This window comes from Microbacterium soli (assembly GCF_039539005.1).
GTDB classification, from domain to species: Bacteria; Actinomycetota; Actinomycetes; order Actinomycetales; family Microbacteriaceae; genus Microbacterium; species Microbacterium soli.
Window position 1 is genome coordinate 1,681,482 of record NZ_BAABCP010000001.1, and the last position, 21,025, is coordinate 1,702,506.

At 66.2% G+C, this 21,025-nt stretch carries 19 protein-coding genes; 14 read left to right on the plus strand and 5 right to left on the minus strand.

The genetic code is table 11. From position 1 onward, the window contains the following. Positions 1 to 15 precede the first annotated feature (15 nt). The 6 genes from ABD770_RS07865 (at position 16) to ABD770_RS07890 (ending at position 5,650) form a co-directional block, all read left to right on the plus strand. Positions 16 to 1,044 carry an LLM class flavin-dependent oxidoreductase gene (locus ABD770_RS07865; RefSeq protein WP_344818980.1) on the plus strand — a complete coding sequence of 343 codons (1,029 nt, stop codon included), beginning with the start codon at positions 16 to 18 and terminating at the stop codon, positions 1,042 to 1,044. A gap of 146 nt (positions 1,045 to 1,190) precedes the next feature. Next, positions 1,191 to 2,357, plus strand: a complete 1,167-nt coding sequence (locus tag ABD770_RS07870; RefSeq protein ID WP_344818981.1) for an ABC transporter substrate-binding protein — start codon at positions 1,191 to 1,193, stop codon at positions 2,355 to 2,357. Between the two features lie 9 nt (positions 2,358 to 2,366). Continuing rightward, complete coding sequence (locus tag ABD770_RS07875; RefSeq protein ID WP_344818983.1) at positions 2,367 to 3,251, plus strand: branched-chain amino acid ABC transporter permease; 885 nt, start codon at positions 2,367 to 2,369, stop codon at positions 3,249 to 3,251. Next, the gene (locus ABD770_RS07880) at positions 3,248 to 4,198 is read left to right on the plus strand and encodes a branched-chain amino acid ABC transporter permease (protein ID WP_344818985.1); all 951 of its coding nucleotides are present in this window, start codon (positions 3,248 to 3,250) and stop codon (positions 4,196 to 4,198) included. The genes ABD770_RS07875 and ABD770_RS07880 overlap by 4 nt, the downstream gene beginning before the upstream one ends. Beyond that, positions 4,195 to 4,959, plus strand: a complete 765-nt coding sequence (locus ABD770_RS07885) for an ABC transporter ATP-binding protein (protein WP_344818986.1) — start codon at positions 4,195 to 4,197, stop codon at positions 4,957 to 4,959. The genes ABD770_RS07880 and ABD770_RS07885 overlap by 4 nt, the downstream gene beginning before the upstream one ends. Continuing rightward, on the plus strand, positions 4,940 to 5,650 hold the full coding sequence (locus ABD770_RS07890; RefSeq protein WP_344818987.1) for an ABC transporter ATP-binding protein: 711 nt from the start codon (positions 4,940 to 4,942) through the stop codon (positions 5,648 to 5,650). The genes ABD770_RS07885 and ABD770_RS07890 overlap by 20 nt, the downstream gene beginning before the upstream one ends. 125 nt (positions 5,651 to 5,775) lie before the next feature. Here ABD770_RS07890 and ABD770_RS07895 read toward each other — a convergent pair whose 3' ends face one another. Then, on the minus strand, positions 5,776 to 5,988 hold the full coding sequence (locus ABD770_RS07895; RefSeq protein WP_344818988.1) for a ferredoxin: 213 nt from the start codon (positions 5,986 to 5,988) through the stop codon (positions 5,776 to 5,778). Between the two features lie 156 nt (positions 5,989 to 6,144). Between ABD770_RS07895 and ABD770_RS07900 the strand changes: the two genes are divergently transcribed. From ABD770_RS07900 to ABD770_RS07915, 4 genes are read left to right on the plus strand one after another with little or no spacing between them, the layout of a single operon-like run. After that, the gene (locus ABD770_RS07900) at positions 6,145 to 7,410 is read left to right on the plus strand and encodes a cytochrome P450 (protein ID WP_344818989.1); all 1,266 of its coding nucleotides are present in this window, start codon (positions 6,145 to 6,147) and stop codon (positions 7,408 to 7,410) included. A 12-nt stretch (positions 7,411 to 7,422) separates the two neighbouring features. Then, positions 7,423 to 7,911: an HtaA domain-containing protein gene (locus ABD770_RS07905; protein ID WP_344818990.1), complete on the plus strand. Its 489-nt coding sequence runs from the start codon at positions 7,423 to 7,425 to the stop codon at positions 7,909 to 7,911. A 16-nt stretch (positions 7,912 to 7,927) separates the two neighbouring features. Further along, positions 7,928 to 8,251, plus strand: coding sequence for a 2Fe-2S iron-sulfur cluster-binding protein (locus ABD770_RS07910; RefSeq protein ID WP_344818991.1), 324 nt, complete (start codon positions 7,928 to 7,930; stop codon positions 8,249 to 8,251). Next, on the plus strand, positions 8,251 to 9,498 hold the full coding sequence (locus tag ABD770_RS07915) for an NAD(P)/FAD-dependent oxidoreductase (protein WP_344818992.1): 1,248 nt from the start codon (positions 8,251 to 8,253) through the stop codon (positions 9,496 to 9,498). Before ABD770_RS07910 ends, ABD770_RS07915 begins: the two co-directional genes overlap by 1 nt. 64 nt (positions 9,499 to 9,562) lie before the next feature. Here ABD770_RS07915 and ABD770_RS07920 read toward each other — a convergent pair whose 3' ends face one another. From ABD770_RS07920 to ABD770_RS07930, 3 genes are all read right to left on the minus strand, one after another. Further along, positions 9,563 to 11,080 (minus strand): aldehyde dehydrogenase family protein, encoded by a 1,518-nt coding sequence (locus ABD770_RS07920; protein WP_344818993.1) that lies wholly within the window; start codon positions 11,078 to 11,080, stop codon positions 9,563 to 9,565. Then, positions 11,077 to 11,844, minus strand: a complete 768-nt coding sequence (locus ABD770_RS07925) for an SDR family NAD(P)-dependent oxidoreductase (RefSeq protein WP_344818994.1) — start codon at positions 11,842 to 11,844, stop codon at positions 11,077 to 11,079. The genes ABD770_RS07920 and ABD770_RS07925 overlap by 4 nt, the downstream gene beginning before the upstream one ends. 144 nt (positions 11,845 to 11,988) lie before the next feature. After that, entirely contained in the window at positions 11,989 to 13,185 is a 1,197-nt protein-coding gene (locus tag ABD770_RS07930; protein ID WP_344818995.1) for an MFS transporter, read from the minus strand. 352 nt (positions 13,186 to 13,537) lie between these two features. On the opposite strand from ABD770_RS07930, the gene ABD770_RS07935 reads away from it, so the two are divergent. The 4 genes from ABD770_RS07935 to lacZ all read left to right on the plus strand — a co-directional run bounded on the left by ABD770_RS07935 (position 13,538) and on the right by lacZ (position 19,759). Continuing rightward, positions 13,538 to 14,836 (plus strand): ABC transporter substrate-binding protein, encoded by a 1,299-nt coding sequence (locus ABD770_RS07935; RefSeq protein WP_344818996.1) that lies wholly within the window; start codon positions 13,538 to 13,540, stop codon positions 14,834 to 14,836. Positions 14,837 to 14,941: 105 nt separating this feature from the next. Next, on the plus strand, positions 14,942 to 15,895 hold the full coding sequence (locus tag ABD770_RS07940; RefSeq protein WP_344818997.1) for a carbohydrate ABC transporter permease: 954 nt from the start codon (positions 14,942 to 14,944) through the stop codon (positions 15,893 to 15,895). Between the two features lies 1 nt (position 15,896). Then, positions 15,897 to 16,727 carry a carbohydrate ABC transporter permease gene (locus ABD770_RS07945; protein ID WP_344819889.1) on the plus strand — a complete coding sequence of 277 codons (831 nt, stop codon included), beginning with the start codon at positions 15,897 to 15,899 and terminating at the stop codon, positions 16,725 to 16,727. After that, entirely contained in the window at positions 16,724 to 19,759 is a 3,036-nt protein-coding gene (gene lacZ / locus ABD770_RS07950) for a beta-galactosidase, LacZ type (protein WP_344818998.1), read from the plus strand. The genes ABD770_RS07945 and lacZ overlap by 4 nt, the downstream gene beginning before the upstream one ends. A gap of 174 nt (positions 19,760 to 19,933) precedes the next feature. Here lacZ and ABD770_RS07955 read toward each other — a convergent pair whose 3' ends face one another. Next, the gene (locus ABD770_RS07955) at positions 19,934 to 21,016 is read right to left on the minus strand and encodes a LacI family DNA-binding transcriptional regulator (RefSeq protein WP_344819000.1); all 1,083 of its coding nucleotides are present in this window, start codon (positions 21,014 to 21,016) and stop codon (positions 19,934 to 19,936) included. Positions 21,017 to 21,025 lie beyond the last annotated feature (9 nt).

Sequence of the window (21,025 nt, forward strand, 5' to 3'; positions counted from 1 at the left end):
CCATCTGGAGGCGACATGACATTGAGGTTCGGGCTGGCTCTGCAGAATGACTTCCCACCGGGCGAGGACCCCGTGCGGCGCATGGCGATGCTGCGTGAGCAGGCGCGTGCGGCCGCAGAGAGCGGTATCGACTCGCTGTGGGTGCTGCAGCACTACCTCGGCTCGATGCCGACGCTTCAGCCCCTTCCGCTGCTGGCCGCGCTCGCCGCCGACTCCGGTGATCTGAAGCTCGGCACGAACATGTACATCCTCCCGCTGCGTCATCCCGTGGGGATCGCAGAGGAGTTCTCGACCCTGGACAACATCTCCGGTGGCCGCGCCGTGGCGGGGTTCGGCATGGGGTACCGCGAGAACGAGTTCGCCGCGTTCGGCATACCTCTGGAGGAGAGAGTCGCCCGCTTCGCGGAGTCGATCGACATCGTGCGTGCGCTGTGGCGCGGGGAGCGGGTCACCCGTTCCGGTGCCCACTTCTCGCTGGATGGAGAGCGACTCAGTCTGCCCCCCGTGCAGCCCGATGGTCCTCCGATCTTCGTCGGTGCCGGCGCGCACCGTGCCGGCATCGAGCGCGCGGCGAAGCTGGGCGATGCATGGATCGTCCCTCCTCACGTCACCGGTGACAGACTGAACCGCGCGGTCACGATGTATCGTGCTGCGCGCGAACGATTCGCGTCCGGACGTGCCGAGCGGTTCATCGTGCGTAGGGAGCTGGTTCTGCATCCCGACCGCGCGCGCGCTTTCGAGGAGGGCGTATCGGCACGCTCGCGGCTCACGGCGGAGTACGGCAAGTACAACGCACCGGACCGGACCGCCGACTATGCTCAGCTGACCGATGCGAGAGTGGCCGTGCAGAAGGCGCGCGATGCGTACATCTTCAGCGATCCCGATGGTGCTGTCGATCATCTTCACGCACTGGAGGACCAGGGTGTGACCGACGTGGTGCTGCGGATGCAGTGGTTCGATCTCCCCCAGGAACGGATGTTGGAGACTCTGCGTCTGTTCCGCGATGAGGTGCTTCCCCGCCTCTCGTCGCAGCATTCGGCGTAGCCGGAAGGTCTTGACTAATTTGTAATCATCATTGGTATGATATCTGTACCCGACGGTTCGAAGTCGACCGTCACAGCTCACGCGTCGAAGAGGACGCGATGATCACAGCGAAAGGCACTCTCATGCTCATAGTCAGTAGACAACTGGTGAGGACGGCCGGAGCGGCCTCGGTCATGGCGCTGGGCGCGTTCGCGCTTGTCGCGTGCAGTGCGGATCCAGCGGAACCGGAGCCCGCCGCCTCCGGTGACGATCAGTGCGTGATCGCGGATGAGGTGATCGTCGGAGTCGTGAACGAGCAGAGCGGTCCGGTCTCCTATGCCGGAGTCGGCCCGAGTGACGGTGCGCAGGTCGCGATCGATGAACTCGCGGAGTCGGACTTCTTCGGCAACGGAACGACGCTGAAGCTGAAGATCGCGGACATGGCGGGTGATATCGAGCGGGCATCGAGTGAGATGACGAAGATGGTGAACGACCCGTCCGTCTCGGTCATCATCGGACCGGCATCCAGCGGTCCCGCCTCGGCCGTCGCACCGCTGGTGGAGCAGAGCAAGGTGCCCACGGTGTTCACCCAGGCCGGTTCCGACGGAGTCGTCATCGGAGACTGGACCTTCCGCACCACGCCGCCGACGGAGACGTACTACTCGGCGGGTCTGGATTGGCTGAAGGATCACGGCTACGAGGATGCGGCGCTCATCTACGATGCCACGCTGCCGACGTTCCAGCATCTCGCTCAGGAGGGCATCCCCGCTTTCGCCTCGGAACGGGGGATCGACATCGTTTCGACCCAGGAGGTGCAGTCCACGACGCAGGAGTTCAGCAGTCAGGCACAGGTCATCGCCTCTGAGAACCCGTCCGCTGTGATCATGCTCATCACCGCCACTCCGTCGATCACCTTCCTCAATCAGCTGCGTGACAGCGGCTACGAGGGCCAGGTGCTGGCCACTCCCTCCCAGTCCGGACAGAACATGGCAGCCGGTGGCCCGAACGTCGACGGGATCGTGTATCCGGTTCCGTTCTCGCCTGCGGCGACGTCGGGTGTCGCGGCGTCCTTCATCGAGAGGTTCCAGGCCACGTTCGACAGGACTCCCGACACGTACAACGCGGAGGGCTACGACGGACTGATGTGGATCGCCAATGCGATCAAGGAAGTCGGATGCTCGACGCCGGCCGCCATCCGCGACGGTCTCGCAGCCGTGGGCGCGAAGGGCTTCGAGGGAGCTCAGGGCCCGTTGACATTCGAAAACGGCAATGATGTCCGCGTGGCCGGCACCATGATCGAGTGGTCCGACGGCGCGGAGCATCTCGCAGACTGAGGGTTCGCCATGCAGGAGCTCCTCAACACCGCCACGCTCGGTTCGATCTATCTTCTCTTCGCGCTCGGCATGGCGCTCGCGTGGGGCACGATCGGCATCCTGAACTTCGCCCACGGGGCGACGTTCATGTTCTCAGTGTTCGTGGTCTATCTGATCACCGGAGCTGTCGAGCTGTCGATGATCGGGGTGCTCCTGCTGGCGGCTCTCATCGGTGCGGCCATCTCCCTGTTGACTCAGCTGCTCGTCTTTCAGCCGATCGTCAGGAGAGCGCGATCGCATTCCTCGGCTGAGCTGCGGATAATCCTCGGCGGTATCGGTGTGGCCGCGATTCCGCTCGCGATCGCGGAGCGAGTGACCAACAGTGCACCATTCGCGATCAGGAGTTCATACGAGGCCACTGTGTTCTCGATCGGCGGTGTGCGACTGAGCTCGACGTCGTTGATCGTCATCATCGTCGGTCTGACGATCGGGATCGGCCTCACGCTCTGGATCCGGCGGTCGAAGCAGGGCCTCGCGCTCAGAGCCATCGGCACGGACGCGGAGACCGCCGAGGGCATGGGTGTGCATCGCGAACTGCTCGCCCTGGGGACGATGGCCGTCGCGGGCGCGCTCGCCGGTCTGGCGGGCGGACTTCTCGCCTTCCAGCTGTCTGCGATGGCGCCGGAATCCGGAGACACGCTGCTCATCAAGGCATTCGCGATGATCGTGCTCGGTGGACTCGGATCGATGGGAGGCGCGGTGATCGGAGCGTACGTCCTGGCCGGCGCTGAGATGCTCATGACGATCCTGGGGCAGGGGACCTGGGTCGATGCGGTCTCCTTCGGGCTGATCTTCCTCATCCTGCTCTTCAGGCCCCAGGGGCTCTTCGGACGGAAGGAGGTGCGTCGCGCATGACCGGCTGGTTCGCGTCCAACGTCATCCTCATCCAGACGACGCTGACAACGACTCTGCTGGCGCTGAGCCTGCAGATCCCGATCCGGCTCGGTGTGTTCTCCTTCGCCGGAATCGGAGCATTCGGCATCGGGGGATACACGGCTGCGATCGCCATGGTTCATCTCGGCTGGCCGACCTATCCGGCGATACTCCTCGGGGTCGTCGTGGCCGCGGTGGCCACGTACATCCTCGGAGTGATCGTGCAACGACTGAGTGGACTGTATCTCGGAATGGCGACGCTGGCGTTCACTCTGATCATCTCCGTGCTGGCGGTCAACGGCGGTTCTCTGACCGGAGGCGCGGCCGGACTGTTCGGTGCGGTCGGCACGATCGACGTCCCACAGATCCTGTTGATCGTCGTCGGCGTCGTCCTCGTCGTGTCCTATTTCGAGACGGGGAGCCGAGGGCGTCGAGCCGACGCTGTGCGTGAAGACCCTTCCCTGGCGGCCGCCATGGGCATTCATGTCTCCCGGTACCGATTGATGGCGTTCCTGGCGTCCGGGGCGATCGGCGGACTGGCGGGTGCGATCACGACCCTTCGCCGCACGGCGATCAGCCCCGCGGAGGTGAACTTCGGCCTGATCGTACTGGCGCTGACGGTGATCATCGTCGGCGGTATCGGATCCTGGGTGGGAGTGCTGATCGGGGCCGTCGTCTTCGTCTGGCTGCCGACGTGGGTCGCGTTCGTGGGGCAGTGGGAGGATCTGATCTACGGGACGATCGTCGTGCTCGCCGCCGTCTTCATGCCCGATGGCGCCCATGGGGTCATCAAGATGCTCATCAGAAGGCTGCGCGTGCGGATATCGAGAGAACCGCGGACGTTCGAGACGGCGGCTCTCCCATCGATTCGGGCCGTGCGTGATCGGCCCGACTCTCGAGGGCTCGTCAGAGACGGGGTCGACTCATGAGCACCGCGCCTGTGCAGGATGAACGCGCTCCGATCCTGGAGATTCACGACGTCGCCGTCCACTTCGGCGGGGTGAAGGCGGTCGACGGCGTGTCCATGACGCTGCACGAAGGGCTCATCTACGGGATCATCGGTGCGAACGGGTCGGGCAAGTCGACGCTCTTCGGAGCGATCAGCAGACTGGTACCGCTCGTGAGCGGGACGATGATGCTCGACGGTACGCGTTTCGACCGCAATCCACCGCATCGCGTACCGCACCTCGGTGTCGCGCGCAGCTTCCAGACGGTGCGTCTGCTCGACGATCGCACCGTGCGCGATAACATCAGGCTCGGACACGATGCGGTGGGGTCGGTACCTCGCAGGGAGATCGAGCAGAGGGTCGAGCACGTGCTCACGCGTCTCGCGCTGCACGACGTGGCACGCCGGTATCCGAGTGAGCTGTCATACGGCATCCAGCGCCGCGTCGAGATCGCCAGAGCGATCGTGACGAGGCCTCGGCTGCTTCTTCTCGATGAACCGACAGCCGGCATGAACAGGCATGAACGGGATGAGGTCAGTGAGCTGATGCTGTCTCTGAAGGGCGAGGGCCTGACCCAGTTCATCGTCGAGCACGATGTGCAGATGATGGTGGACACGTGCGATTACATCTTCGCGATGAACACCGGTCAGTTGATCGCCGAAGGCTCTCCGGCGGATGTGATCGCTGACAAGCGCGTACGCGAGTCGTACCTGGGAGGGGGCGATGATGCTCGAGATCAATGACCTGGAAGTGCACTACGGCGCGGTGCGCGCGGTGCGCGGAGTGTCGCTCGTGGCAGCCGCGGGCCGAGTGGCGCTCGTCCTCGGCGCCAACGGCGCGGGCAAGTCCAGCACGCTGCGCACGGCTGCCGGTTTCCTGCACGGGGAGAGCGGCTCCATCGTCGTCGATGGCGAGGAGATGAGGGGGAAACGTGCGCATGCGATGGTGCGTCGCGGTGTCGTCCTCGTGCCCGAAGGGCGCAAGATCTTCGCGCCGCTCACCGTGGAGGAGAACCTGCGCCTCGGGGGCTACCGTGCGTCTCGTCGCGACGTCAGCCGTGCTATCGGCGAGGTGTACGAGCAGTTCCCGATACTCGGCGAACGACGCAAGGGCATGGCGGGCCTGCTCAGCGGTGGTGAGCAGCAGATGCTCGCTTTCGGGCGCGCGCTGATGTCGAAGCCGCGAGTGATGCTGATGGACGAGCCGTCGATGGGATTGGCGCCGTCCATCGTGCAGACCGTGATGGACGGCGCTCGCAGCATCGCTGACTCCGGCGTGGCGGTCCTCATGGTGGAGCAGAACGCCGAGGCCGCACTGCGGATCGCAGATGATGTCTCGGTCATGACCCGTGGCTCGATCACGTGGACAGGCGTCGCCGCGGAGGCGAGCCTGCACGCGGTTCACGCCGTGTTGGGAGACACCGCCCTGGAGTGATGTGCGCGCGGTGCCGGCATCCTCGGGAACTCCGCGACAGCAGTGCCGCCGCCTCGCGACCTCCCTTCAGGGGCGACGCCGCGCCGGTACGGGAGTACCGTGCCGCCTCAGGAATCCTCGTTGCCCTACGGGGACTCCGCGTCGTCGTCGATGATCCGTATCGCTCGCTCCGGACAGTTGCCGCGAGCAGCCAGGGCCGCTCTGCGCTCTTCTTCGGTCACGGGCTGCTTCATGACGTAGGACAGGCCCGTCTCGTCATCGATATCGAAGATCCCGGGCGCCATCATCAGGCACACTCCGTGACCTTGGCACACCTTCTGATCGACACGCACCTGCATGGGATTCTCCTCAGCATTGAGATCAACCTGCGAGATTTACGCGGAGTCTGAAGCTCCGTCCTGTGCAAGACTATGATAAATGTTATGCTAGATGCAACACCCAAGGCGAGGCATTGAAGCTGCTTCCCGGTGACACGATGGAGTGGAGTTATCACGATGAACACCGGCGTTCGCGAACCGATGGTCGATTTCGATCACAACTCACCCGAGCACAGTGCGGACACCGTCGCCAGCTATAGGGCGCTGCGCGACAAGGCTCCTGTCGCGTGGACAGAGGCCTGGGGCGGATACTGGGTCCTCAGCGGATACGACCCTGTGTTCGACGCAGCGCGCGACGATGATCTGTTCAGCTCGGCGCGGCATGAAGACCTGGGCGTGACGGGGCAGGCGATCACGCTGCCGCAGAAGCCGATGCACATCCATCTTCCGATCGAACTCGATCCGCCGGAGTCTCAGAAGTACCGCTCGATCATGAACAAGCTGATCACTCCGAGGCGGGTGTCCACGCTCATGCCGATGATCGAGAAGTACGTGGACATGTTCATCGATGAGCTCATCGAGTCCGGTGAGGCGGACTTCTCCACGCTCACCGGTGTGCCGGCGATCGTGACGATCACGTGGCTCGGCGCCCCATTGAAGGACTGGCGCAGGCATGCGATGTTCCATCGGGCTCTGCTCGCGGAGCCGGTCGGCAGCGAGGGATATCGACACGCCATCGAGGAAGAACTCCCCTATCTCACCGCACAGGTGAAGAGGACCATCGCAGAGCGGCGGAGGGAGCCGAGGGAGGACGGCATCAGCTTCGTCGTCAATCAGAAGATCGACGGTCGCGAGATGACCGACGAAGAGGCCTTCGGCATGATCGAGCTGCTCATCTCCGGCGGGGTCGGAACGACCGCGTCGCTCACCGGTCAGGCACTGGTCTGGCTCTCGGAGCATCCCGACCAGAGGGAGCTGCTGCGGAAGAACCCCGAGATGATGCAGACGGCGCTGGAGGAGTTCCTGCGCGTGTTCAGTCCCACTCAGGCTCTCTCACGGACAGTCATGGCCGACACGGAGTTCCACGGTGTGAAGATGAGACGAGGCGATCGTGCTCTGCTCGCTTGGGCGTCCGCCAACCGTGACGGTGCGGATGCGGGCGACAGCCCCGATGACGTCGACATCACGCGCTCTCCGAATCGTCACCTCGCGTTCGGCGTGGGCAGTCACCGTTGCGCGGGCTCGCACCTGGCTCGTCCGATGGCCCGTACGATCCTCTCCAAGATCATCGAGCGGATGCCGGACTACACGGTGGACCTCGAGCGCACGGTGCGCTTCAGCGCGCAGGGCGTGAACACCGGGTACCTGAGTGTGCCGGCCAGATTCACACCGGGCGAAAAGGTCTATCCGAATGAGTCGCTCAGCGAGCTCGAGCGGGACTGAGAGAACGCTGCGATGGCCGAGGCCGCCGACGCGCCGGGCCTCCGGTGGGCCGTCAAGGCCAGCTTTCTGTCCTATGTGGCGAGTCTCTCCGACGGGGCGATGTCCGTGACTTCAGGGGCTCTGGAGGTCCCCGAGGGCTTCCTCTTCCCCGTGCGGGACCACCGGCGATTCGATGCGCGCACGGGCATCGGCACACTCTGCTTCGCCGGGGACGTGCGCTTCCGCGCCTATCGGGGGATGCTCCAATTGAGGATCGCCGACCCGCAGCTTCATGCGGATGAGGACGGAGCAGTGCTCACCGTCGAGGACGCGGCCGCCGAGCGCGTCGTCATCGCAGATCTCGACACCCCTCGTCGCGCTCGCGGGGGTGGTCTCGAGGTGCCGGCCAGTCTGGCTCCGGGAGCGGAGCACTACTTCAACAATGCCTATCCGGAGGGAACGGTGCTCGACCCACTCGTGATCCGCGGCATCTGGGATCCTCCGGCTCGGAAGACGGATTGACGAAAGGAGAGTCACCATGTCAGCACAGGTGACCTACGTCTCAGCCTCGGGCGAGGAGATGACGTTCGAGGGTGAAGCGGGCGATTCGGTGATGGCGGTCGCGGTGAGGAACGGCCTGTCGACGATCGTCGCGGAGTGCGGAGGGTCGATGTCCTGCTCGACCTGTCACGTCTTCGTCGATGAGAAGGACCTGGCGCTCTTCGATCCGATCTCCGAGGTGGAGGATGAGATGCTCGATACGACTGCGGTGGACCGCGAGCCGAACTCGCGCCTGTCATGTCAACTCGTGTTGCGCGAGGACTGCGCGGTTCGCGTGACCACTCCTGAAACGCAGATGTGATGGGCGCCGGGACAGTCGTCGTCGGCGCGTCACAGGCGGGGGTCCAGCTCGCTGTGTCTCTGCGGGACGGCGGATACGAGGAGCCGATCACGCTGATCGACGCTGCGCCGCACGAGCCCTATCAGCGGCCGCCGCTGTCGAAGGACTATCTGTCCGGCGAGGTGCAGGTCCACGGTCTGCGCTTCCGTCAGGAGACCTATTACCGTGCGCAGCAGATCGACCTCGTGCTCGGTTCGGCGGTGACGTCGGTGCGACGGCAGGGCAGCGGAGGTGTCGCCGTGGGATCGGATGGCGTCGAGCGCTCGTACGATCGACTCGTCATCGCCACGGGGGCCGAGCCCCGTCGACTCCGGCTCCCCGGTGCCGACCTGGACGGGATCCTGGTGCTGCGGGACGCAGAGGATGCCGGTCGGGTGAAGGAGGCGCTGGACAGCGCGCGGGATCTCGTCGTGATCGGCGGTGGTTTCATCGGTCTCGAGGTGGCGTCCGCGGGAAGGAAGCGGGGTCTGAACGTCACGGTGCTGGAGGCGGCGCCGCGCATCATCGGTCGTGCGGTGGGAGAGCTGACGAGTTCGTGGTTCCTGCAGGCGCACCGCGCGCGCGGCACGCGGGTCGAGCTCGGGGTTCAGCTTGCGGGATTCCACGGCAATGACGGAAAGGTCGAGTCGGTGGAGCTCGCGGACGGAACGCATGTACCGGCGGACATCGTCGTCGTGGGGATCGGAGTCATCCCGCGCACCGGATTGGCAGAGCAGCTCGGCCTGGCTGTCGACAACGGGATCGTGGTCGACCAGCACATGCTGGCCTCGGACGGTCGGACGATCGCCATCGGCGACGTCGCGAATGTGCCGAATCCGTTCGCGCGTACGGCCGACGCGATGAGGCGCATGCGGTTCGAAGGTGTGAACACCGCGATCGAGCAGGCGCGCAGCGCGGCATCGACGATTCTCGGATCCCCGCAGCCGTATTGCGCCGTTCCGTGGTTCTGGTCGAATCAAGGGGATCTCCGACTCCAGATGGTCGGTCTCAACGCCGGGTATGACGATGCCATCGTTCGAGGGGACCCGGAATCCGACAAGTTCACCGTGCTCTATTACCGCGGAGAGATGCTCCTCGGCGCGGACTGCATCAACTCCCCGGTGGATTTCATGGCGGCGAAGATCACGTTGAACAGCGGGAGGAACATCCGTCCTGCCTCGGCGACTGCCGACGGACCGCTCAAGGCGCAGATCGTGGAGCTGGTCTGAGCGATGAGAAGGGGTTCGGGGCAAGACCGACAAGGCCTCGTCCCGAACCCCTCCTTTCCGCCGTCTAGCGGATCGGCCACTGGATGTGCTTCACCTGGAAGAACTCCTGGAAGCCGTCCTCACCCATCTCCCTGCCGTATCCGGAGAGCTTGAAACCGCCCCACGGGCCGTCCGGGCGCATGTAGCCCCCGCCGTTGATCGACACGGATCCGGCTCGTATTCGCGATGCCAGCTCCAGCGCCTCGGCGGGATCCCCGTACACCGCGGCGTGCAATCCGTACGGCGAATCGTGGGCGATGCCGATCGCATCCTCCACACTGTCGTACGGGATGAGGACGCCGACCGGGCCGAACAGCTCCTCGCGCGATATCTCCCAGGTGTTATCGACTCCTCCCACGACGGTCGGATTGTAGAAGTACCCGCTCAGCCCGTCGGTGTAGCCGCCTCCTGCGATGATCTCGGCTCCCTGATCGACAGCGCGGTCGACGAACCCCGCGACGAACTCGCGCTGCTCTTCTCGGATGAGCGGGCCGAGGTCGTTGGACTCCTCCCACGGCACCCCCACGGAGAGTCCGGAGACGAAGCGCTGGACGCTCGCGGCGAAGTCATCGTACTGCGAACGGGGAACGAGCATGCGAGTGGTGGAGCCGCACCCCTGTCCGGAGTTGCGTGCGAAGCGCATGATGGAGGGCTGAACCACGGAGTCGAAGTCTGTGATGCTCGGAAGGAGGATGTTCGCCGATTTCCCGCCGAGCTCGAGGATGGTCTTCTTGACGGTGTCGGCGGCGGCCCGTTGGATGGCCTTGCCGACTTTCAGGGATCCGGTGAACATCACCATGTCCACGGCGGCGTGTGTCGTGATGACCTCTCCGACGTCGCCGAGGCCCGATACGAAGTTCACCACGCCGGCTGGGACGCCGGCCATCTCCGTGAGCTTCATCAGAGCCCGAGTCGACAGCGGCGTCCGCTCGGATGACTTGAACACGAGGGTGCAGCCGGCCGCGAGTCCGGGGCCCAGCTTCCACACCACCGAGTTGATCGGGAAGTTGTACCCGGTGATCCCCGCGACCACCCCGGCGGGAACCCGCTGCAGCACGGAACTCGACGGAGGTGTGTGCAGATCCGGCGCGAGGGGCTGCTCATAGCCGCCCATGGGTCCCTTGAGAGCCATTCCGGCCGCCCAGCGCACGTTCTCGATGGGCATGGCCACCTGCATCGCACGCGCGAGTGCGATCGGGGTGCCCACCTCGGCGATGATGATCTCGACGAGCGCATCGAAGTGCGATTCGAGCAGGTCGGCGAGCCGCTGGAGGACCGCTGACCTTTCGGCAGGGGAGGTCCGCCCCCAGGGCCCCTCATCGAAGGCTCGCCGGGCGGCGATGACCGCCCGCTCCGCCTGACTCGGGGTGGCATGGGGTGCCGTGTGCAGGACTTCGCCGGTCGACGGGTTCCAGATGGTGTTCGTGTGCTCGGACTGACCGTCCTCCCACTCTCCACCGATCCAGTTCATGGGCCCGGAGATCAGTTCGCGGGCCGCGGAGCTCAGCCTGTCGAGGGATGTCAGGGCGGGAATGGTGCTCATGCCAGGAGCCCCCCGTCCAGGGGAAGAGCCGTGCCGGTGATCCAGCTGGCGTCGTCACTGGCCAGGAAGGCGGCCGCAGCGGCGACTTCATCCGGAGATCCGGCACGGCCGAGGGGGACGTTCTGCGCGAAGGCGCTCTTGGCCTCCTCGATGTCGGCACCGGGCTCGCGCCCGAAGAACTGAGACAGCATGGGGGTCTCGATCATCGCGGGGAGCAGCGCATTCGAGCGGATCCCGTCCGGCCCCAGTCGCTTCGCAACGGCCTTCATGAAGATGGTGATGCCGCCCTTCGCCAGAGAATACAGCGGGCTGAAGGGTGATCCGACCATTCCCGAGGTGGAGGAGGTGAAGATGATGGATGCATGGGGCGCGGCCTTGCGCAGCAGCGGGACCGCGTACTGTGTGGCGAAGAAGGCGCTGCGCAGGTTGATGTCCATCGTCTTCGCGTACTGCTCGGGCGAGACCTCCAGCCCGGCGGCACCGGGGACGCCCGCGTGGTTGTAGAGCACGTGGAGGAGGCCGTGGTCCTGCTCGATCTGGTCGAAGACGTCTTTCAGAGCGTTCAGATCGCTCACGTCGAGCTGGCGGGCCGTCGCCGATCCACCTGAGGCCGAGATCTCGGCGACGACTTTCTCCGCGGCCGCGCCATCGAGGTCGCTGACGATGACGTGGGCACCCTCCTGGGCGAAACGCAGTGCGCCTGCTCGGCCCATGCCTGAGCCGGCTGCGGTTATCAGGGCGATGCGCCCCTCGAGCCTCTTCATTGATGTCTCCTCTGCGGATGAGCCGACGCTGGCTCACCTAATCCATGATTATAGAAATCATGGTATTTGCCCCATGGGGGGAGCGCAAGGGCTCGCCAGGGCGGGCGGATGCCGAGCCCGGTCGCAGAGAGAACGGTGCGGGCTTCACTGGGGGGAGTCCCAGGGGCCGTGCCGTCGCTCCCACTGCTCCTCCAGGGTTTCCTGTCTGCCCAGTGCGATACCTGCTGGAATGGCGAGTACGGAAGCGGCGGCGAGGATCCAGATCGTCGAGTCCCAATGGCCCGTCATGTCGTGCAGGATGCCGGCGATCAGGGGAAACACGGCGGCGCTCCCATAGCCGAAGCTCTGTACGAAGCTGCTCAGTGCGACTGAGGTCGGGTGAGCGCGAGTGCGGATGCCGAAGAGGGCCATGGTGGTGGAGAACAGGAGCGGTGGGCCGAGGCCCAGTAGCGCCGTCCAGAGCCAAGGTGCAGCGCTCGGCGCGAGAAGCAGGCCCAGGCATCCCAGCGCACTCGGTGCGCAGGAGCCGACGAAGAGCACCCGTTCCGCCCGCATTCTCGCCACGAGAAGCGGGACCACCAGGGAGCAGGGCAGGCTGACGAGACCGAAGAGGGCCAGGAGTGCACCGGCGGCGTCAGGCGTGACCCCTGCGCGGTCGATCAGGATCGTCGGCAGCCAGCTGAAGCCCGTATAGGCGATGGCTGATGAGATGGTGAACCCGAGGGTGATGGCCCAGGTGACGCGCAGGCGCCCCAGCCTGCGCAGGGGCCGCGAGCTGACGACGTCTGCGATCGCGTCGGCATTCTCGCCCCGCTGTGCGATGAGCTGCCATACCCAGGGGATCAGCGCGAGCAGGGCGAACACGGCCCACACTCCGATTGAGAATCGCCAGCCGGCAGCGTCAGCGAGCGGAACCGCGACCCCCGGCGGCAGGAAGGTCGAGATCGACAGCATCGTGGCGTACATCGTCGTCACTGTGCCGATATGCCGGGGGAAGTACCGTTTGGCCAGTGCAGGAGTCAGGATGTTCCCCGTGCCGAGCGCGGCGAAGATCAACACGGTGGTGGCGAGCAGAGTCGGCGCGTCGGGGGCGCACGCGCGCAGGGTCAGTCCGAGCGTCGTCACGCCGAGGACGGCGACCGTCATCCGTTCGAGTCCGAATCGCCGCGTCCAGGCGGGGGTCATGATCCCGAATGCCGCGTAGCACACCATGGGGCTCGCCCCGATGACACCGATGACCGTCGCGGGCACGGTGAGATCCCGCTGGATGAGGTGGAGCAGGGGGGAGAGGGAGGCGACGGCTGTGCGCAGCGAGAAGGCGAACAGCGTGATGCCGCTCAAGAGGAATGCGCTGCGGAACACTGCGCGGCGGTGGGTGGAGGGCATCATCGATGGTGCGCTCCTGTCTGCGCGGCTCCGGTGGTGTGATGCTGCTGTGGTGACGGGTCTCCAGGCTGAGAAAATCTCTTATCACTATAACCATTGATCCGTGCCGTTCGCTCGCCGGAACGCGGGGAGGCGCAGGGGATCGGACCGAGCTTCCCTGCGCGCGGCAGGTCACGATCACGTAACGGCCCTTGCTCGATTGGAAATGTTTACGTGATCATTCAGGTGTCGCCTGTGACATCGAACGTCACGGCACGACCGCAGATTCGCTCCGCGGCCACGTGAACCACCGAGAGGACATGCTTCGATGAAGCGCATGACCAAGGTCGCGGCGCTGGCCGCCGTGACGATCCTTCCGCTTTTCGCCCTCACTGCATGCTCGGGAGGAGACAGCGGTGATGCCGACTCGAGCGACGGCAGCACGCTGACGGTGTGGGCGTGGGATCCGGCGTTCAACATCTATGCGCTGCAGGAGGCCGAGAAGATCTACCAGAAGGGTCACCCTGACTTCTCCCTGAAGATCGTCGAGACGCCCTGGGAGGACCTGCAGGCCAAACTCACCACCATCGCACAGTCGCAGCAGACCGACGAGCTGCCGGACATCTTCTTGATGCAGAACAATGCGTTCCAGAAGAACGCGATCAACTACCCCGATCTGTTCAGTGACTTCTCCGACTCCGGCATCGACTTCGCGCAGTTCCCGAAGGGGGTGACGGACTACTCCGTGATCGACGGCATCGACTACGGCGTGCCCTTCGACTCCGGCACGGCGGTCACCGCTCTGCGCACCGATGTGCTTGAACAGGCCGGGTACACCCTCGACGACTTCACGGACATCACCTGGGACGAGTATCTGGAGAAGGGCGAGGACGTCCTGGCCAAGACCGGCAAGCCGCTGCTGTCGGGGCAGGCGGGCTCGGCGGACCTCCCGGTGATGATGCTGCAGTCCGCCGGCGCGAGCCTGTTCGATGCGGACGGCGAGCCCACCATTGCCGACAACGATGTTCTCACCGAGGCGATCGGCGTCTACACGGACCTCGTCACCTCGGGCGTACTCGTCGAGGTGAACTCCTGGGACGAGTACATCGGGACCTTCGTGAACGACTCCGTCGCCGGGACGATCAACGGCATCTGGATCGTCGGATCCATCCAGACCGCGACCGATCAGTCCGGGAACTGGGGCATCACGAACCTGCCGAGGCTCGACGGCGTCTCCGGCGCGACGAACTACTCCGCCAACGGCGGCTCATCGTGGGCGATCAGCTCGAGCGGGGACGCCGAACTGGCGGCGGACTTCCTCGCGGCGACGTTCGCCGGATCCACGGAGCTGTACGACACGATCCTGCCGACGTCCGGCGCGGTGGCGAACTGGATCCCTGCAGGGGAGAGCGACGTGTACGCGCAGCCCAACGAGTTCTTCGGCGGTCAGCCGATCTTCCAGCAGGTCGTCGAGTACGGCGCACAGGTGCCCAGTAACAACACGGGCGTCTACTACTACGAGGGCCGTGACGCGGTCAGTGCCGCGCTGACGAAGATCATCGACGGCGCGGACATCTCGGATGCCCTGGGCGAGGCGCAGGCGAACGTCGAGTTCGCCATGGGTTGAGCGGATGCCCCGGGCGGGCGTACGAACCCGCCCGGGGCTCCGCAACCCGCACACGTCCCTCTCCCCTCAGGAAAGCGAGCGCGCACTGTGGCGACTCAAGCGATCGTGACCTCTGACGGTGCCCGGCGTCGCCGTCGGGACAGTCCACCGCCCGACTTCACCCCGCGGACGGGGCCCTGGCTCAGCACCGCCAGACGTCGGAACCTCACCGGCTGGGGCTTCCTGCTCCCCGCCGCGCTGTTGATAACGCTGTTCAGCTTCGTCCCCATGATCCAGGCCTTCGTCCTGGCGCTGCAGACAGGTCGCGGCGCGCGGCTGGGCTGGGCGGAGCCGTTGTGGATGAACTTCGAGCGGCTGCTGCATGACGAGATCTTCAAGCTCACCATGTTCAACACGGTGTTCTACCTCGTCATCCAGGTGCCGATCATGCTGATCCTGGCCATGGTACTGGCCAATCTGCTCAACGACCCGAAGCTCAGGTTCAAGGCCGCGTGGCGGACGATGATCTTCCTGCCGTGCGCGGTCTCCCTGGTCTCGTACTCGCTCGTGTTCCGGACGATGTTCGCCACCGACGGGCTGGTCAACGACGCGCTCATGGGCATCGGGCTGATGCAGGAGCCGTTGAACTGGCTCGGCGAGCCGTGGACCGCGCGGTTCGTCATCATCATCGGGCTGCTGTGGAGGTGGACCGGCTACAACATGATCTTCTTCCTCGCCGCACTGCAGAACATCGATCCGTCCAGTCTCGAGGCGGCGCGCATCGATGGAGCCGGCTCCTTCAAGACCTTCTGGTACGTCACCATGCCGCAGCTGCGGCCGATGATCGTGCTCACCGGCATCCTGTCCATCAACGGCACCCTCCAGCTCTTCGACGAGTCCTGGGCGCTGACCAAGGGCGGTCCCGCCTACACCTCGATGTCGATGTCGCACTACCTGTACGAGCTGGCGTTCCTGAAGAACCCGAATGTCGGCTACGCGTCTGCGATCTCCTATGTGATCCTCATCCTCGTCGCGGTGCTCGCGTTCATCCAGATGAGAGCGGGGGACAGGCGTGACTGACATGATGATGCGGGCGCCGAGGCGCCGCACGAGCTGGCGACGTGCGCCCCGATATGCGTTCCTGTCCGTGTTCGCGTTGTTCTCGGTCTTCCCTCTGTACTTCATGCTCGTCTCCGCGACGAACTCCACCCAGGACGTCCTGGCTTCGCGGCTGACGCCGGGCGGTCACCTCCTCGACAACGCCGCCGCGCTCGTGGCGCAGCAGGACATCGGTGCGGCGATGACCAGCTCCTCCGTCATCGCGATCGGCACCACCGTGCTCGCCCTGGCAGTGTGCGCCGTCGCCGGCTATGGATTCGAGATATACCATTCCCGGGGCAAGGACATCGTGATGGCGATCATCATGCTCGCGATGATGATCCCGTTCGCGGCCGTCATGATCCCCCTGTTCCGCCTGTTCGCGCGGGTCGGCATGGTCAACTCGCTCGGTGCCGTGATCATCCCTGCGATCTCCACACCGCTGCTGATCCTGCTCTTCCGTCAGTCGTCCAGGTCGTTCCCGCACGAGATCATCGAGGCCGCGCGCATCGACGGCCTCGGGGAGCTGTCCATCTTCGCCCGCATCTACGTGCCGACCATGAAATCCACGTTCGCGGCCGCGGCGGTGATCACGTTCATGACCTCGTGGAACAATTTCCTGTGGCCGCGCGTGATCCTCCTCGACAACGCCGTCCAGACCATGCCCATGCTCATCGCGAACCTCACGGCAGGGTACGTCACCGACTACGGTGTGCTCATGCTCGCCGTGCTGCTGACCTCGCTGCCCACGATTCTCGTCTTCTTCATCCTGCAGCGCGCGTTCGCCCAGGGGATCACCGGAGCCATCAAGTGACATTCGACATCACCCGCATCGACGACCCGACGTTCATCGCCGAGAACCGCATGCCCGCGCACTCGGATCACCGCTGGTTCGCCGGCCCCGAGGAGGCGCGCTCGGGGGTCAGCTCCTTCGAGCAGTCCCTCAGCGGCGTGTGGAAGTTCCACTGCGCGAGGAACCGGGGACAGCTGATCCCCGGATTCGAGCAGCCGCAGACCGACGTCTCCGGCTGGGACGACATCCCCGTGCCCTCCCACCTGCAGCTCGAGGGGTACGACCGCCCGCAGTACGTCAACGTCGGCTACGCCTGGGACGGACGGGAGGAGCTCGAACCCGGGCAGGCACCCGCGCTCGACAACCCCATCGGGTCCTATGTGCGCACGTTCGCTCTCGAGCATCCGCTGCGGGAGGGGGAACGGCTGAGCGTCACGTTCCACGGCGCGGAGAGCGCCATCGCGGTCTGGTTGAACGGCCGGTACATCGGGTACAGCACCGACAGCTTCACCCCCGCAGAGTTCGACCTGACCGACGCGCTCGTCGAGGGTGAGAACCGCATCGCCGTGCAGGTGTTCACCTACAGCTCCGGCTCCTGGATGGAGGACCAGGACTTCTTCCGCTTCTCCGGGATCTTCCGCGACGTCGTGCTGCGCCGGCGCGCGGCCGTGCACGCCGAGGACATCCGCGTGACCACGGTCGTCTCCGACGACCTGGCCTCCGCCGAGGTCGTGCTGCGCGTCGCGCTCGCCGGGGCAGGCGGAGAGGGCGTCGGCGGGGGCGGCTCGGTCACGGCCCGGCTCGAGGGCGCCGGTGACCTGAGTACCCGCTCCGACGGCGCCCTCGCGGTGCGCATGGACGCGCCGAGGCTGTGGAGTCCGGAGGACCCGCATCTGCACGACCTCGTCATCGAGGTCCGGGACGCGACGGGTGCGCTGTGCGAGGTGATCCCCCAGCGCGTCGGCATCCGCCGCTTCGGCATCGAGAACGGCGTGCTCTCCCTCAACGGCGCACGCGTGGTGTTCAAGGGCATCAACCGGCACGAGTTCGGACCGGACGGACGGGTCGCGTCGCCGCAGCTCGCCGAGTCCGACATCCGGATGCTGAAGGCGCACGGCGTCAACGCGGTGCGCACCAGCCACTACCCCAACGACTCGGCGTTCTACGCGCTCGCCGACGAGTACGGGCTGCTCGTGATCGACGAGGCGAACATCGAGACGCACGGCCCGTGGACCCGCATCCGCAACTTCGGGGAACCGCTGGAGTCCGCGATCCCCGGCGACAGCGAGCAGTGGCGCCCGGCGGCGCTGGACCGTGCGCGCAGCATGCTCGAGCGCGACAAGAACCATCCGAGCGTGGTGATCTGGTCCTGCGGCAACGAGTCCTACGGCGGGACCGTGCTGCGCGATGTCGCCGACTGGTTCCGATCGGTCGACGACCGCCCGGTGCACTACGAGGGGGTGCACTGGGATCCGCGCTACCCGGAGACCACCGACATCACCAGCAGGATGTACACTCCGGCCGCGGAGGTCGCGGAATACCTGCAGGAGAATCGCGACAAGCCGTTCCTGCTGTGCGAGTACGCGCATGCGATGGGCAACTCCTTCGGCGGTGTGGGCGACTACATCGAACTCGCCTACCGTGACGAGCTGTTCCAGGGCGGGTTCATCTGGGACTTCGCCGACCAGGCCGTCCGGATGACCGATCGCTACGGCCGCGAATTCTTCGGCTACGGCGGAGACAGCGGCGAGGCGCCGCACGACCACGACTTCAGCGGCAACGGCATCTTCTTCGCCGACCACGCGCCCACGCCCAAGGCGCAGGAGATGAAGCGGCTCTACCAGGGCTTCGTCGTCGACGTCTCGGCATCCGTCTTCACCATCACCAACCGGATGCTGTTCACCTCGTCGGCCGCGTACGAGACCCGCGTGACGATCGCCCGGGAGGGCCGCGTCGTCTCCACCGGCGTCGTGCCCACCGACGTCGCCCCGGGGGAGACGGGGACCTTCGCCCTGCCGCATCCGATCCCCGCCGCACCGGGTGAGTACGCCGTCGTCGTCTCCCTGCACCTGCGGGCGGAGACGGCGTGGGCGCCGGCGGGCCACGAGGTCGCCTGGGGCGAGCATGTGCTGCAGGTGGGGGAGCCGCCCGCACGGGCGGCGGCGCCGATGCCGCGTCTCGTCGAGGGGACGCTGAGCATCGGCGTGCACGGGCCGGGCTTCCACGCGCTGTTCTCCCGGATCTTCAACGGCCTCGGCTCCTACCAGTTCGGCCAGACGAGCACCGGCGGGCGGGAGCTGCTCTCCGGCGTCGTCACACCGAACTTCTGGCACGCTCCCACGGCCAACGAGCGCGGCTGGAACGGGCCCTTCGAGGAGGGCCAATGGCTGCTGGCCAGCCGTTACGGGAGGGCCAGCCGCTTCCATGAGCCGGCCGACGTCGTCGTGGCGGTCGAGGAGCGCGGCGTGCGCATCGGCTACCGCTACGAGCTGCCCACGAGCCCCGCCACGCACTGCCAGCTCAGTTATCTCATCGACGGGTCGGGGCGCGTGGAGGTCACGCAGCGGATGCACGTGCCGGAGGGGATGCCGCAGATGCCGGAGTTCGCGACCATGCTCGCGATGCCGGCGGACTACGACCGCGTGCGGTGGTACGGGCGGGGCCCCGAGGAGTGCTACATCGACCGTCAGGAGGGGGCACGGCTGGGCGTCCACGATCGGCGGGTCGTCGACATGCTCACCCCGTACATCCGCCCGCAGGAGGCCGGCAACCGGACCGGGGTGCGCTGGGCGGAGGTGACGGACGCCCGTGGCGCGGGGCTGCGGTTCGAAGGCGACCCGACGATGGAGTTCTCGGCCCTGAGCTGGACGCCCGACGAGATCGAGAGCGCCCGGCACCCCAACGAGCTGCCGCCCGTGCACCGCACGATCGTGCGCCCCGCGCTCATGCGTCGCGGCGTGGGCGGGGACGACTCGTGGGGCGCCCGGCCGCTGGACCGGTACCTCCTGCCGACGGGCGACCTCGAGTTCCGCTTCGCGTTCCGGGGCATCTGACTCCGGCGGCCCACGTCGGGTTCCGTCCTGTCGGATTCACTCCGGTCGGGTTCTGCCCTGCCCCTCTCGCTCCCGTCGCACTTTCTGTCGCCTCGAGGACCCTCGAAGCGACACAAAGTGCGACGGGAACGGGGTGGATGGGGTGGATGGGCTGGGTGGGCCGTCAGAGCCGCATCAGTCGCTTCCGCATTCGAATCCCGGCATCGAGCCCGCGCGCGACTGACCGGATGGCGGGCACGGCGGCGCGGTGCTGGCTCGGACGACGAGCGTCGTCGTCACCGGACCCGGGGTGCGGCTGTCGCGACCCTCGATCTGATCGACGAGCATGCCGACCGCCGTCGTTCCGACTCTGTCGAACGGCTGGTGGATCGTGGTCAGCGGCGGCTGGAACTGGGCGGAAATCTCCATGTCGTCGAAGCCGACGACGCTGACCGAACCGGGTACGTCGCGGCCGGCATCGTGCAGAGCGCGGATCGCCCCGAGCGCCATCTCGTCGTTGGCCGCGAACACGGCGGTGACGGCGGGGTCGTCGGCCAGCCGTCGACCGGCGGCATGACCGGATGCCGGACTCCAATCTCCGTGGAGGAGCGGCGGGACGACGCGACCATGCGCGCGCAGGGTCGCGGCCCAGGACTCGGCGCGGTCGTGCCCGGAGAACGAGTCCTCCGGGCCGCGGATGTGCCATACCGTCCGGTGGCCGAGTTCGAGCAGATGCTCCGTGGCCAGGCGAGCCCCCTGGGCCTGGTCGATGTCGATGGTGGGGAAGGGATGCGCATCGCCCGCCGTGACGACGACCGTGGGGATGCCGGCGAGAGGGACCAGGTCGGATGCGCGGATCTCGTGTGCCTCGAGCACCACGAGCACACCATCGACGGCCTGTTCCGCGATCCTCACGAAGGCTCCGGAGAACCCCGCCCGGGCGATGGTCCACAGCGGCGACAGCGCCAGCGAGTACCCGGATTTCGCCGACTCGTTGGCGATGGCCTCGAGCGTGCGCATGTTGCCGAAGCTGGACAACCCGGACATGACCACGCCGATCGTGCGGAACCGACCGGTCTTCAGCGCACGGGCTGCGGAGTTGGGACGGTATCCGAGCCGTCCCATCGCGGCGAGCACCTTGTCGCGGGTGGCCGGACGGACGATGTCCATGCCGTTCGCGACGCGGGACACCGTCTGAGCGGAGACGCCTGCCTCGCGCGCGACGTCGATGATCGACGGCGCGCGCCGCCCGCGCACTTCATCCGATCGATCCGTCACCAGGCCTCC